The sequence below is a fragment of the Achromobacter sp. RW408 genome (assembly GCF_003184165.1).
GTDB classification, from domain to species: Bacteria; Pseudomonadota; Gammaproteobacteria; order Burkholderiales; family Burkholderiaceae_B; genus Achromobacter; species Achromobacter xylosoxidans.
The window spans coordinates 941,354-953,886 of record NZ_QHHO01000022.1 but is presented as its reverse complement, the minus strand read 5'-3'; the positions used below and the strand labels follow the sequence as shown (position 1 = coordinate 953,886).

Sequence of the window (12,533 nt, the reverse complement as noted above, 5' to 3'; positions counted from 1 at the left end):
GCATCAAGCCACCCCACAATACCCGCACTCCCCGGATACCCGCCGCCAAATCCGGCTACCGCCCCGCCAGCGCCCGCCCGCAACATCCGCCTCACGATCTCAGCAACCCAAGAGGCAAACAAAATGAAGGGACTGGCCGATAAAACCGCCATCGTCACCGGCGGCGCCACGCTGATCGGCGCCGGCGTCGTCGCCGCGCTGCGCGCCGGGGGCGTGCGCGTCGCCATCTTTGACATTGACGCCGAAGGCGCCGCCCGCGTCGCCGCCAGCGACCCCGACGGCATCCGCGCGTGGCCGCTCGACATCACCGACGACGCCCGGCTGGCCCGCGCCGTCACTGAGGTCGCCGCCCACTTCGGCCGCATCGACTACCTGGTCAACCTCGCCGCCACCTACCTCGACGACGGCGCCGCCTCCGGCCGCGCCGACTGGCTGCGCGCCCTGGACATCAACGTCGTTAGCGCCGTCATGGCGGCCCGCGCCGTGCATCCGCACCTGGTGGCCGCGGGCGGCGGCGCCATCGTCAACTTCACCAGCATCTCGTCGCGCGTGGCGCAGACCGGCCGCTGGCTCTACCCGGTCTCCAAGGCCGCGCTGCTGCAGGTCACCCGCAGCCTGGCGATGGACTATGCCGGCGACCGCATCCGCGTCAATTCCGTGTCGCCCGGCTGGACCTGGTCGCGCGTCATGGACGAACTGACCCACGGCGACCGCGCCAAGACCGACCGCGTCGCGGCCGACTTCCACCTGCTGGGCCGCGCCGGGGATCCGGCCGAAGTGGCCGAGGTGGTCGCCTTCCTGCTGTCGGACCACGCCAGCTTCGTCACCGGCGCCGACTACGCCGTGGACGGCGGTTATTCCGCCATGGGGCCCGAGCAGGCCCGTCCCGCCATCCCGCGCCTGGCCGAATAAGCCCGGTCTTGCCGCATCCCGGCCCGCCGCGCATCCGGCGGCCGCGCACACCAAACAGGAGAACCATCATGCGTCGAATCGCAATCGTCGGGGGAGGGCAGGCCGGCCTGCCGTTGGCACTGGGCCTGCTGGACAAGGGCTATGAGGTGACCGTGGTCACCAACCGCGAGCCGGACGACATCCGCCGCGGCAAGGTCATGTCCAGCCAATGCATGTTCGATGCCTCGCTGCGGATCGAGCGCGACCTGGGGCTGAACCAGTGGGAGGCCGCGTGTCCGCCGGTCGAGGGCATCGGCCTGGCCGTGCCGCATCCCGAGCGCCCCGGCCACAAGCTGATCGACTGGGCCGCGCGCCTGGACCGCCCGGCGCAGGCGGTGGACCAGCGCATCAAGATGCCGGCCTGGATGGAATTGTTCGCCGCCCGCGGCGGCCGCCTGCTGATCCAGGATGGCGGCGTGGCCGAACTGGAGCTGCTGGCCGCCTCGCACGACCTGGTGCTGCTGGCCGCCGGCAAGGGCGACGTGGTCAAGCTGTTCGAACGCGACGCGGCGCGCTCGCGCTTCGACAAGCCGCAGCGCGCGCTGGCGCTGACGTATGTGCACGGCATGCGCCCGGCGCCGGTGTTCTCGCGGGTCGCCTTCAACCTGATTCCCGGCGTCGGCGAGTACTTCGTGTTTCCCGCGCTGACTCACAGCGGTCCCTGCGAAATCATGGTGTTCGAAGGCGTGCCGGGCGGCCCGATGGACTGCTGGCGCGACATCAGGACGCCGCAGGATCACCTGGCCAGGAGCCTGGACATCCTGCGCACCTTCCTGCCCTGGGAGGCCGAGCGCTGCGCCACCGTGGAGTTGACCGATGCCAACGGCATCCTGGCCGGCAGCTTCGCGCCCACCGTGCGCAAGCCGGTCATGACGCTGCCATCCGGCCGCCTGGTGCTGGGCCTGGGCGACGCCGTGGTCACCAACGACCCCATCACCGGCCAGGGCTCGAACAACGCCACCAAGGCCTGCGCCGTCTACCTGGAGGCGATCCTGGCGCGTGGCGACCAGCCCTTCACCGCCGAGTGGATGCGGCAGACCTTCGAGCGCTTCTGGGACTACGCCAGCGCCGTGGTCGACTGGACCAACTCGATGCTGCTGCCGCCGCCGCCGCACCTGCTGCGGCTGCTGCAGGCCGCCAGCGACGCGCCCGCGCTGGCCAGCGCCGTCGCCAATGGCTTCAACCATCCGCCCAACTTCTTCCCGTGGTGGACCGACGCCACGGCCTGCGATGCCTTCATCGCCGACAAATCCACTCGGGCGGCGGCGTGATGGCGGCCCTGGACTGGGGCAGCACCGACCTGCACCCCAAGGTCCTGCGCGGCGTGCTGGGCAGCTATCCGACGGGCGTGGCCATCGTCGCCACGCGCTGTCCGGACGGCCGCAAGGTCGGGCTGACCATCAACTCGTTCGCCTCGCTGTCGCTCGATCCGCCGCTGGTGCTGTGGAGCCTGGTGAACCGTTCGCCCAACCTGGCGGCGTTCCGCGATTGCGACCACTTCACCATCAGCGTGCTGGCCTGCGGCCAGGAAGCGCTGGCGCGTCGCTTCGCCGACCCGGCCGTGCCGGACAAGTTCGAGGGCGCCGAACTGCACGAGGTGCCCGAGGGCGTGCCCGCCATCGCCGGCGCCGTGGCCACGCTGGTCTGCGCCAACGACCAGCAGAGCCCGGCCGGCGACCACCTGCTGCTGTTCGGCCGGGTGCTGCGCGTGGCCAGCCTGGAGGCCACGCCGCTGGTGTTCCACGCGGGGCGCTTCACGGCGCTGACGTAGCGCGCGGCGCCAGGTCGGCCCGCGCCGGCATGGGGGCGCATGCGCCATCGCTTCATCAACCTTCCCGGTCCGCGTGGCCGGCCGGAGCCTGTGATGCCTGTTTCATCGACGTCCGACGCCCAGATCATCGTGGTGGGCAGCGGCATGAATTCGCTGGTGTGCGCGGCGCTGCTGGCGCAGCGCGGCAAATCGGTGCTGGTGCTGGAGCGCAACGACCGCCTGGGCGGCTGTATCCGCACCGAGGAGCTGTTTCCCGGCTACCGTCACGACGTGCTGTCCAGCTGGTACCCGCTGTTCGTCGGCGGCCCCGCCTACGCGGCCCTCAAGCCGGCGTTGCAGACCGCCGGCCTGGAATTCGCCCAGTGCGACTACAGCACCGGCCTGGCGCTGCCCGACGGCAGCGGCATCGCGCTCAGGCAGGACATCGCGGACAGCGCGCGGCGCCTGGACGCCTGGGCGCCCGGTGACGGCCAGGCCTTCGGCGCCATGGCGCAACGCCTGTTCGGCGAAGACGCCGCGCTGACCTTCGGCCTGCTGGGGCAGAACCCGTACGGCGCCGGCATGCTCAAGCTGCTGTTCGGCGAGTGGCGCCGGCGCGGCCTGGACGGCCTGATGGCGTTCGCCGCCGATTCGCTGGAGAGCTTTCGCCGCTGGTCGGACCGTGAACTGCGATCCGACGCCGTGCGCGCGTTGATCGCGCCGTGGGGGCTGCACACCGGCCTGGGACCGGACGACGCCTGTTCGGCGCTGATCGGCAAGCTGACCTTCGCCGCGGTGGTGGCCGGCGGCATGCCGGTGGTCAAGGGCGGCAGCCAGGGTGTGGTGGATGCGCTGGCCAAGGTGATCGAGCACCACGGTGGCCGGCTGCTGACCGGCAACGCCGTCGAACGCATCCTGACGCGCGGCGCGGGCCGCCGCCGCCGCGCCGTCGGCGTCGTGGCCGCCGGCCGCGAATACCACGCCACCGAAGCCGTGGTCTGCAACGTCACGCCTGGCCAGCTGTACGGCACGCTGCTGCCCGATGCGCCCGAGCCGGTGCGGCGCCGCGCCGCCGGCTACCGCCACGGCCGCGGCGGCATGCAGATCCATTTCGCGCTCGACGCGCCGCCCGACTGGCGCACGCCGGAACTGCGCCAGGTGCCGCTGGTGCACCTGACCGAAAGCATGGAGCAGGTCTGCGCCTCGGTCACCGAGGCCAACAACGGCCTGTTGCCGGCGCGGCCGACGCTGGCCATCGGCCAGCCGGTCGCCGTGGATCCGTCGCGCGCGCCGGCCGGCGGCTGGATCCTGTGGGTGCAGATGCAGGAGCTGCCGGCGCGCGTCAAGGGCGATGCCGCCGGCCTGATCGACACGCCCGCCGACGGCCGCTGGACCGAGACCTTGCGCGAAGCCGTGGCCGACCGCGTGCAGGCGCGGCTGGAGCCGGTCATGCCCGGCCTGGCGCAACGCATCGTTGGCCGCCGCAGCTACTCGCCGGCCGACCTGGAGGCGTTGAACTGCAACCTGGTGGGCGGCGATCCCTACGCGGGCGTCTGTTCGCCCGACCAGTTCTTCTGGCTGCGCCCCTTCGCCGGCAGCCAGGGCGCGCGCGGCCACCGCACGCCGCTGCGCAACCTTTTCCACATCGGCGCCGCCACCCATCCGGGCCCCGGACTGGGCGGCGGCTCCGGCTATCTCGTCGCGCAACATCTCGCGCCCCGCGGGGGCAGGAGCGGAACATGAAGAGACACCTGACACGCCGGCTGGCTTGCGCCGCGGCATTGGCGCTGGCCGGCGGCGTGGCGCAAGCCACCGAAGGCGGCGGCCTGGGCATCTATCCGGACGGCCTGGAGAACTTCATGTCGGGCGCGCTGCCGCCGCATGGCGTGCATATGCTGGTCTACGCCGGCGGCGCCCGCTACGACAAGCTGCGCGGCAACGACGGCGAACGCCTGCCGGTGCCGGACTTCAAGGTCGACGTCAACGTGCTGGCCCCGCGCCTGATCTGGGTCACGCCGCAGCAGGTGCTGGGCGGCCAGCTGGCCTTCCATGCCATCGCGCCGCTGCTGGACGTGACCTTCAAGGCCGGCGGCCAGCGCTACCGCAGCACCGGCCTGGGCGACATGACGCTGGGCGTGGCGCTGGGCTATCACCTGTCCGAATCGCTGCACTACGTGGTCGGCCTGGACATGTACGCGCCCACCGGCGAATACGATCGCAAGGACCCGTCCAGCCTGGGCAAGAACTACTGGACCGCCCAGCCGGTCTTCGCGCTCAGCCGCATCAGCCCGGACGGCTTCAATGCCGATCTGAAGCTGATGTACGACTTCAACTTCCGCAACTCGGCCACCGACACCCGTTCCGGCCAGGCCATCCACGCCGACTACGCCTTCGGCTGGGGCGTGGGCAAGGGCTGGGTGCTGGGCGTGGGCGGCCACGCCTTCCAGCAGGTCACCGACGACAGCGGCCCCAACAGCGCCGCCGGCCGCGCCCGCGCCTACGGCGTCGGCCCCTCGGTGCGCTACATGAACGACCGCGGCTGGCTGTTCACCGCCAAGTGGCAGCAGGAATTCCAGGTCAAGAACCGGCCGGAAGGCGCGCAGCTTTACGTCAAGCTGGCCATTCCGTTCTAGCGGGGGCATGCAGCGCCTGGTCCAAAGGCGGTGGCCTCGCCGGCACGGCAGGAGGAAGGGGGCTGGCAAGGCGGGGCGCAAACCGGCTGTCGCCGCGAATGGGCTAGACTCAAGGCTCCTTTTCGTTTCAAGTTGCCATCCATGATTGTCAAAGCCTTGCGTGTCGGTTTGGGCCAGCTGATTGTGCTGGGCGATGCGCTTACGCGGCCCCGCCCGCAGCGACGCTCGGCGCAAGGCCAGGCCGCCGTCGATAGCGAGGCGGCCGCGCTGTCGCTCTACCAATTCCATGCCTGCCCGTTCTGCGTCAAGACGCGGCGCGCCATCCATCGTTTGAACGTGCCGGTTGCGCTGCGCGATGCCAAGGGGGATCCCCAGGCGCGCGCCGAATTGCAGGCCGGCGGTGGCAAGGTCAAGGTGCCTTGCCTGCGCATCGAGGAAGCGGGAGGCACACGCTGGATGTACGAGTCCAGCGACATCATCGCCTACCTTGAACAACGCTACGCGAACGTGGCCTGACGGAGCCGCGCCATTGGCACGCGCCGCCCGCCTTGCCTTGCTGACCGTCTGCGCGGCCGTCGCGCTGGCGGGCTGCGATTCGTCGCCGCCGCCCGCCGGGTCCAGGTTCACGGCCGAAACCCTGGCCACCCAGGAAACGCCACCCGAACTCCAGTTCAGGGGAGAGCTGGCGGGCAAGCCCATCCACCTGCTCATGCATGAATGCAAGGTTTACAAGGTGGACTCGGCAGAGGGCGGCAATGTCGCCTGGACGTTGGTGCTGGAGGGCGATTTTTCCCTGTTGCCCACGCGCTGCGTGCGCCAGGAACTGACCGCGGGCAAGGGCTTCGTGAAGGCGTTCATTGGCCGCCAGGCGTTCGGCGCTGGCGGCTGCTGCACCGGCATCCCGGAATATCGCTCGACCGACGGGCTGACCTGGAAGCCGCGCTGATGCGCGCGGCGCAAGGCAGGGGGGGCCGTGTGCGATGGACCATCGCTACGGCAGCCTGAACGGCAGGCCCCGCCCGTCTTGTCGACGTTGCCTCTTCAACCGTGCCGGCGCACGCTCTGGCTGGGGCTTTCGCCGTAGCGCGCCTTGTAGCTGGCGCTGAAGCGCCCCAGGTGGGCAAAGCCCCAGCGCAGCGCCACGCCGGCGACGTTCTGGCATTCGCCGGACACCAGCTCGGCGCGCGCCCGCTCCATGCGCAGGTCGCGCAGATAGTGCATGGGGCTGATTCCCAGGAATTCCTTGAAGCCGGCATACAGGCTGCGCACGCTGACTCCCGCGATGCGCGCCAGCTGCTCGGCGCTGACCGGTTCGTGCGCATGCGCCTGCAGGTAATCCTGCACGCAGCGCACGTGGCGCGGCAGCACCGCGCCGCGGCGGCCCGCCGGGGTGGCGCTGTAGTTGTGGGGCAGGGTGGACAACAGCGTCGCCGCCACCAGCTGTTCCATCTGGTGCACGATCAGCTTGTGCTCGGCCAGGTCGGCGTGCTGCGAGGAACAGTCCAGCAGATACGCCATCAGGCAGCGCCAGGCCGGACACTCGCGCCAGCGGAACCCCAGCTGGAAGCGCAACGGCCGCTCCAGGGTACAGCCCAGGTGGCCCACCAGCGTGCGTTCCAGCAGCGAGCGGCCCACGCGCAGCATGAACTGGTCATTGTCGTCGGCCCAGTGCATCGCCAGGTCGTCGTCCGGGCTGACCACCGAGGCCACGTCCGGCGTCGAATCCACCCGCTGCGGCCCGCTTTCGATCAGGGCGGTGCCCGCCAGCGGCATCTGCACCAGGAAGAAGTCCTCCAGCGGTCCCGGCCGGATCTCGACGTGCGCCCCGTAGCGCAGCCGGTTCAGCGACACCTCGCCCAGCGGCTGGTGGTGCATGCGCGCGTTCAGGCGCTGCGTCGAACCCACCACCCCCAGGTGGTGGGGCCGCATCACCCGGCCCACCATGGCGCGCGCCTCGTCCAGGTCGCCCGAGGCGAACAGCTGGTGCGCGGGCGTCGCCAGGATGGTGTCGGCGCGCCAGCCGGCGGCGCCGGCCATTCCCGCTCCCGCCGAGCGCGGCTCGGCGGGGTGCCATGATGCCTCGGCATCGGACTGCGTCATGTTCAGCATGGCCGGGATTCCTTGCTCTGTCCTGATGTCCGGCGGGCAGCGGCCACCGGTTCCCCTGGCGGCCGCAAGGTTGCGGCGCGCCTTTATGATGGTCCTCATAGTAAAGCGCCGGGCCGGTGGCGGGACTGCTGGAAAACCCGTCCCGCCGGCGGCGGAACTATCCGTTTTTCGCCGCGCCTGTCCGGGGACTGCGAAAAATCGCCATCGGCGCCAATGGGCGACGCCTGCGCTCAGAGAATGGCCTGCAGTCCCTTGTCGGCGATCAGGTTGAGCAGCTTGAGCGCAGGGCCGGTGGGGCGGGTTTCGCCCTGTTCCCATTTGCGCACGGTCGAGGCCGTGGTGTGCAGGTGCAGCGCGAATACGGGTTGACTGAAATTCAAGGCTTCACGCAGCCGGCGGATGTCGGCTGCGCCAAAGGTCCGTACGGGGGGCGGGCAGAGGCTGTCGAACTCGCGCATGGTGACCTTGGTGATGGCGCCCGCTTCCTGCAGCGCCGCCAGGTCGCCACGCACCGACTCAATGATCTTGCTCACAATGAATCTCCAACAATATGCCGGCCCCCAGCGCCTTCGACAATGCCTCCGGCGATAGCTCGAGAAACATCTTCCCGGCGAATCGCAGCGCCTTCTGCTCATCCTGTGTGATGTTTTCCTGGCTGTTTTTGGAAAATCCATGCAGGAATACGTAGCAGTGGCCTACTCGGGCGGAAATCAAAGTACGGTAGCCATGGCTTTTTCCGCCGCCAGGACGTGCGACTCGCTGTTTGTAGAGCAGGCCGCCAAGGTTGGCGTCGACCAAGCCGCTTTCCATTTCCCTCACCGCCATGCAAAGGGCAGTATCGGGTAACCGTTCGCTTGCTTGCCATCGGGCGAAGTGTTTTCGCTTCAGGACGCGCTTCATTTCTACCTCCGTACTATACCCGATACGGGTATGTTTTATATTGTCAATGCCTCCGTTTTCTGGCGGCTTTCGTCTGAGTTGCAGGACGGGCCAAGGGATGTCCTCCAGGTCTCCCTGCGAGGCGGTTTGCACAGAGCGCTTATTTGTCTTGTGAACTTATCGCGGACGGACAGGTTTTGCTCGGCGAACAGGGATCAGCGTGTCCACCTTGGTCGAGCGCCCAGGCATTGCGCTTGCTGCTCCCGCGGGCCAGGCGCATGGGGCGCCTCGCTCGGGAGAATTGCATGAAAGTGAATCTGAAACCGTTGCGTGACCAGGTCATCGTGATCACGGGCGCCGGCAGCGGCATCGGCGCCGTGACCGCGCGCATGGCGGCCGCCAAGGGGGCCAGGGTGGTGCTTGCGGGCCGCCAGGAGGCGGCGCTGGAACAGGTGGCGCGGGACATTACGCAGGAAGGCGGCGCCGCCGCCACCGTGGTGGCCGACGTTGGCGTGCAGGAAGATCATGAGCGCATCCTCGCGCTTGCCGTGGAGCGGTTCGGACGCGTGGACACCTGGGTGAACAACGCCGGTGTGTCGATCTACGGCACGCTGGAGCAGGTGCCGATCGAAGACCAGCGCAAGTTGTTCGACACCGACTACTGGGGCGTGGTGTATGGCTCGCTGGCCGCCGTGCGGCACATGAAGGCCACCGGCGGCGCGATCATCAATCTGGGCAGCGAAGTGTCCGATCGCGCGGTTCCGCTGCAGGGCGCCTATTCGGCGGCAAAGCATGCGGTCAAGGGCTACACCGACGCCTTGCGCATGGAGCTGCGGCAACTGGGCGCGCCGATTTCGGTCACCCTGATCAAACCGGCCTCGATCGCCACCAAGTTCACCGAACACGCGCGCAACTACATGGACGCCCAGCCGGACCTGCCTCCGCCCATCTATGCGCCCGAGCTGGTGGCCGAGGCCATCCTGCATGCCGCGCAGACGCCGGTGCGTGATCTTTTCGTGGGCGGCGCCGCCAGGGCGATTTCGGCCTTTGGCCAGAACATGCCGGGGCTGGCGGACCGCATGGCGGGTTGGCTGTTTCGCCACCAGCGAGGTCCGCGGACCTACGAGGAAATGGGGCAGGATTCGCTGTACGACGCCGGCGGAGAACATGCGGCGGTGCGGCGCCCCGGACGCAGGTTCAGCGCGTATTCCTGCAGCGCGATGCACCCGCAGGCGACGACGCTGGCCGTGCTGGCGCTGGCGGGCGGCGCGCTGGCATGCGTGCTGCGCGGCCGCCGCTGATCCGCTACTTATCCAGCCACGGCGCTTCCTTCCAGAGCGCCTGGAACTCCGCTTCGCCGGCCGCCAGTTCCTTGGCGTATTCGGAGGGCGCCAGATAACGCAGCGGGGCGAACATGTCCCTGGCCTTGGCCTGGAACTCCGGATCGTCCACCGTGCGCTTCACGGCGGAGACGAGCTTAGCGCGCACATCGTCTGGCAGGCCCTTGGGCGCGGCCAAGCCGCGCAGCGATGCCAGCTCGAAATCGAAGCCCTGTTCCTTGAAGGTGGGCACGTCCGGCAGCGCCGCCGACCGCGTCTTGCCCATCTGGCCCAGCATGCGCAGCGGCGTTCCGCCTTTCTGGTATTGCAGCGCTTCGCCCACGTTGATGGCGCCGATCGTGATCTCGCCGCTCGCCAGCGCGCCGCGTACCTCCCCGGCTCCCTTGTAGGGGATGTGGCTGAGTTTGCTGCCGGACACCCGCTCAAAGCGCAGCATGGCCAGGTGGTCATCGGAGCCCGTGCCCGTGGTGCCTACCGTCACCTTGCCCGGGTTCTTCTTGGCGTAGGCGGACAGGTCGGCCAGGGTCTTGATCGGGTTGTCGTTCAGCACCGAGAATGCGCCGGGATCATCGATCAGGTTGCCCAGCAGATCGAAGCTGCGCCAGGTGAAACTGGTCTTGCGCTCGATGGGAATCGTCAACAGGTTCGGCGTGTTGATGAAGCCGATGGTGTAGCCGTCGGGCTGGGCCCGGGCCAGCTCCGAGAATCCAATCGCGCCGCCCGCGCCCGGGCGGTTCAGCACGACGATGCGGGCATCGCCGCCCAGGTATTTCTGCAGATAGGGCGCCATCATGCGGGCCACCAGGTCGGTGCCTCCGCCCGGCCCGTACGACACGATCAGGTTGATCGGGTGTTCGGGATAGCCGGCCGCTCGCGCGCCGCCGGTCAACAGGGCGGCGCCCGCCAGCAGGGTCGCAAGGGCGCGCCGCGTCCAGCGTTTGTCTTGTCTTTGCATGAGTTGTCTCCTTGGTATTTTGGCGGGGTCCGGCCTGCGTCGCGCCTTGCGGCGCGGGCAGCGGCCCCGCCGCGTTGTTATGTCAGGTTTGCGATGCGTTTGGCCGCCAGCGGCCAGGCCTGCGGATTGATGAGTTGCGGTGGGCGTTCGCCACGCAGCATCGCGGCGAGCTGCGTGGCCGATGAACGGGCGACGTTGCGCCGGGCTTCGTGCGTGACGCCGGCGGTATGGAAGGTGGCGACGACGTTGGGCAGGCCCAGCAGCGGCGCGCCGCGCTCGGGCGGCTCCTGGTCCCAGACGTCCAGCCCCGCGCCGCGCAGATGCCCCGCGCGCAGCGCGTCGTGCAGCGCCGCTTCGTCATGGATGCCGCCGCGCGCCGTCGTGATGAACACCGCTCCGCCTTTCATGGCCGCGAAGGCCTTTGCGCCGAACAGGCCGCGCGTGGAGGCGTCCAGCGGGCAATGCAGCGACACCACGTCGGACCACGCCAGCAATTCGTCCAGCGACACCGGTTCCGCGCCGCGGCTGCGGATGACGTCGGCGGACAGCAGCGGATCGTGCGCGATCACGCGCAGGCCGAAGCCGCGCGCGATGCGGGCGACACAGGTGCCGATCTTGCCGATGCCGACCAGGCCGAGGACGCGGCCATGGATTTCGTGGCCCATCAGATCTTCGCGCGTGAAGCCGGCGTCGTGGCGCAGGCGATGGTGGGATTCCACCACCCGCCGCTGCACGGCCAGCAGCAACGCGTACGTGTGCTCGGCCACCGACTCCGCGTTGCCTCCCGCCTGGTTGACCACGGCGATGCCCGCCGCGGTGCAGGCCTCCACGTCGATCGTGTCGTAGCCCGCGCCGCCGGACGAAACGCATACCAGGTCCGGGCATTGCGCGATCAGTTCGGCATTGACGAACCATTGCCGCGGCAGTTCGTCCTTGGCCGCGGAAACGTGATACGCATGGGCCGACTTCAGGCCGGCCAGCGTGCGGGCATCGTCGCCCCTTGCCGGCAGCACCGACAGCGAGATGCCGGGCGTGCCGCCGATGATCTCGTCGAACACCGGATCGAGCCAGAGGTCCAGGCGGCAGAGCCGGGCGGGTTTGGAATGTGCCGCCACGCTCACAGCACGCCTCGCGCCGTGAGCGTGGCGTCGACCCAGGCGCGATCCAGCGTTCCGCGCGCGATGTCCTCCAGCACGCGGGCTTCCGCTGCGGCGATCGCGCGCACGCGCGCCGCGATGGCGGGCGCTTCGTCGGCGCGGATCGCCAGCAGTCCGTCGGCATCGCCCACCAGCAGGTCGCCCGGCAGCACCACCATGCCGTCGATCGCCACCGGCACGTTGATGGCGCCCGGGCCGTCCTTGTAGGGGCCGCGATGGGCGACGCCGCGCGCGTAGACGGGAAAGTCGCCGGCGCCGATCGTCTCGCTGTCGCGGATGGCGCCGTCGATCACGAAGCCCGCCAGCCCGCGCCTGGCGGCCCATCCCGCCATGATCTCGCCGATGATGGCGTTGCTCATGTCGCCGCCCGCATCGACCACGATCACATCCCCCGGCTCGGCGGAATCGATCGCCTTGTGGACCATCAGGTTGTCGCCGGGCCGCGTGCGCACGGTGTAGGCGCGGCCCAGGATGCGGCGGGTGCGATGCATCGGGCGCAAGGCCGAGGTTCCGGTCGCGCGGCTCATCGCATCGCTGATGTTGGCGACCGCCAGTGCTTCATATGCCGCGAGTGTCTCGCGGCTGGGGCCGGCAGGACATTCCTGCAGCGTGAATCCGAACTCCGACATGGCGTCTTGTCTCCTTGGATGATTGTCCGAGGCGACTCTACGCCGGGCTCACGGCGGTTTAAAGCGAATAATTTGATGTCGAAAACAACGCTTTTTGGAAAGCGTTGGCAGGGGCGTACGCGCAGAGGGG

At 69.3% G+C, this 12,533-nt stretch carries 14 protein-coding genes; 8 read left to right on the top strand and 6 right to left on the bottom strand.

The window, feature by feature from the left end; genetic code table 11:
- The first annotated feature begins 123 nt into the window (after nt 1-123).
- From DK459_RS06765 to DK459_RS06735, 7 genes are all read left to right on the top strand, one after another.
- Nucleotides 124-912 carry an SDR family oxidoreductase gene (locus tag DK459_RS06765; protein ID WP_024068487.1) on the top strand — a complete coding sequence of 263 codons (789 nt, stop codon included), beginning with the start codon at nt 124-126 and terminating at the stop codon, nt 910-912.
- A gap of 68 nt (nt 913-980) precedes the next feature.
- Nucleotides 981-2,222, top strand: a complete 1,242-nt coding sequence (locus tag DK459_RS06760) for a styrene monooxygenase/indole monooxygenase family protein (protein WP_054444151.1) — start codon at nt 981-983, stop codon at nt 2,220-2,222.
- Nucleotides 2,222-2,722, top strand: coding sequence for a flavin reductase family protein (locus tag DK459_RS06755; protein ID WP_006394178.1), 501 nt, complete (start codon nt 2,222-2,224; stop codon nt 2,720-2,722). The genes DK459_RS06760 and DK459_RS06755 overlap by 1 nt, the downstream gene beginning before the upstream one ends.
- 93 nt (nt 2,723-2,815) lie before the next feature.
- Nucleotides 2,816-4,444 (top strand): NAD(P)/FAD-dependent oxidoreductase, encoded by a 1,629-nt coding sequence (locus tag DK459_RS06750; RefSeq protein WP_110134570.1) that lies wholly within the window; start codon nt 2,816-2,818, stop codon nt 4,442-4,444.
- The gene (locus tag DK459_RS06745) at nt 4,441-5,334 is read left to right on the top strand and encodes a transporter (protein ID WP_110134569.1); all 894 of its coding nucleotides are present in this window, start codon (nt 4,441-4,443) and stop codon (nt 5,332-5,334) included. The genes DK459_RS06750 and DK459_RS06745 overlap by 4 nt, the downstream gene beginning before the upstream one ends.
- A 141-nt stretch (nt 5,335-5,475) precedes the next feature.
- Nucleotides 5,476-5,850 carry a glutathione S-transferase N-terminal domain-containing protein gene (locus DK459_RS06740; RefSeq protein WP_020927148.1) on the top strand — a complete coding sequence of 125 codons (375 nt, stop codon included), beginning with the start codon at nt 5,476-5,478 and terminating at the stop codon, nt 5,848-5,850.
- 13 nt (nt 5,851-5,863) lie between these two features.
- Complete coding sequence (locus DK459_RS06735; RefSeq protein WP_054449376.1) at nt 5,864-6,280, top strand: hypothetical protein; 417 nt, start codon at nt 5,864-5,866, stop codon at nt 6,278-6,280.
- 95 nt (nt 6,281-6,375) lie between these two features.
- Here the strand turns inward: DK459_RS06735 and DK459_RS06730 are convergent, their stop codons facing one another.
- The 3 genes from DK459_RS06730 to DK459_RS06720 form a co-directional block, all read right to left on the bottom strand.
- Nucleotides 6,376-7,443, bottom strand: coding sequence for an AraC family transcriptional regulator (locus DK459_RS06730; protein ID WP_006384093.1), 1,068 nt, complete (start codon nt 7,441-7,443; stop codon nt 6,376-6,378).
- Between the two features lie 230 nt (nt 7,444-7,673).
- The gene (locus tag DK459_RS06725; RefSeq protein WP_006384094.1) at nt 7,674-7,976 is read right to left on the bottom strand and encodes a DNA-binding transcriptional regulator; all 303 of its coding nucleotides are present in this window, start codon (nt 7,974-7,976) and stop codon (nt 7,674-7,676) included.
- Nucleotides 7,960-8,343 (bottom strand): type II toxin-antitoxin system RelE/ParE family toxin, encoded by a 384-nt coding sequence (locus tag DK459_RS06720; RefSeq protein WP_045953107.1) that lies wholly within the window; start codon nt 8,341-8,343, stop codon nt 7,960-7,962. The genes DK459_RS06725 and DK459_RS06720 overlap by 17 nt, the downstream gene beginning before the upstream one ends.
- Before the next feature lie 284 nt (nt 8,344-8,627).
- Here DK459_RS06720 and DK459_RS06715 point away from each other — a divergent pair, with 284 nt between their 5' ends.
- Nucleotides 8,628-9,623, top strand: a complete 996-nt coding sequence (locus DK459_RS06715; RefSeq protein ID WP_006384096.1) for an SDR family oxidoreductase — start codon at nt 8,628-8,630, stop codon at nt 9,621-9,623.
- Between the two features lie 4 nt (nt 9,624-9,627).
- Here the strand turns inward: DK459_RS06715 and DK459_RS06710 are convergent, their stop codons facing one another.
- The 3 genes from DK459_RS06710 to DK459_RS06700 all read right to left on the bottom strand — a co-directional run bounded on the left by DK459_RS06710 (nt 9,628) and on the right by DK459_RS06700 (nt 12,403).
- Nucleotides 9,628-10,617, bottom strand: coding sequence for a tripartite tricarboxylate transporter substrate binding protein (locus tag DK459_RS06710; protein WP_110134568.1), 990 nt, complete (start codon nt 10,615-10,617; stop codon nt 9,628-9,630).
- Between the two features lie 77 nt (nt 10,618-10,694).
- Nucleotides 10,695-11,738: a hydroxyacid dehydrogenase gene (locus DK459_RS06705; protein WP_199234255.1), complete on the bottom strand. Its 1,044-nt coding sequence runs from the start codon at nt 11,736-11,738 to the stop codon at nt 10,695-10,697.
- Complete coding sequence (locus DK459_RS06700) at nt 11,735-12,403, bottom strand: RraA family protein (RefSeq protein ID WP_020927153.1); 669 nt, start codon at nt 12,401-12,403, stop codon at nt 11,735-11,737. The genes DK459_RS06705 and DK459_RS06700 overlap by 4 nt, the downstream gene beginning before the upstream one ends.
- Nucleotides 12,404-12,533 lie beyond the last annotated feature (130 nt).

Excerpts from the sequence above, each read along its gene's own strand:
- DK459_RS06700 (WP_020927153.1), bottom strand. The coding sequence starts at position 12,403 with ATGTCGGAGTTCGGATTCACGCTGCAGGAATGTCCTGCCGGCCCCAGC.
- DK459_RS06710 (WP_110134568.1), bottom strand. The coding sequence starts at position 10,617 with ATGCAAAGACAAGACAAACGCTGGACGCGGCGCGCCCTTGCGACCCTG.
- DK459_RS06755 (WP_006394178.1), top strand. The coding sequence starts at position 2,222 with ATGGCGGCCCTGGACTGGGGCAGCACCGACCTGCACCCCAAGGTCCTG.
- DK459_RS06730 (WP_006384093.1), bottom strand. The coding sequence starts at position 7,443 with ATGCTGAACATGACGCAGTCCGATGCCGAGGCATCATGGCACCCCGCC.
- DK459_RS06740 (WP_020927148.1), top strand. The coding sequence starts at position 5,476 with ATGATTGTCAAAGCCTTGCGTGTCGGTTTGGGCCAGCTGATTGTGCTG.
- DK459_RS06715 (WP_006384096.1), top strand. The coding sequence starts at position 8,628 with ATGAAAGTGAATCTGAAACCGTTGCGTGACCAGGTCATCGTGATCACG.
- DK459_RS06745 (WP_110134569.1), top strand. The coding sequence starts at position 4,441 with ATGAAGAGACACCTGACACGCCGGCTGGCTTGCGCCGCGGCATTGGCG.
- DK459_RS06760 (WP_054444151.1), top strand. The coding sequence starts at position 981 with ATGCGTCGAATCGCAATCGTCGGGGGAGGGCAGGCCGGCCTGCCGTTG.
- DK459_RS06765 (WP_024068487.1), top strand. The coding sequence starts at position 124 with ATGAAGGGACTGGCCGATAAAACCGCCATCGTCACCGGCGGCGCCACG.
- DK459_RS06720 (WP_045953107.1), bottom strand. The coding sequence starts at position 8,343 with ATGAAGCGCGTCCTGAAGCGAAAACACTTCGCCCGATGGCAAGCAAGC.
- DK459_RS06750 (WP_110134570.1), top strand. The coding sequence starts at position 2,816 with ATGCCTGTTTCATCGACGTCCGACGCCCAGATCATCGTGGTGGGCAGC.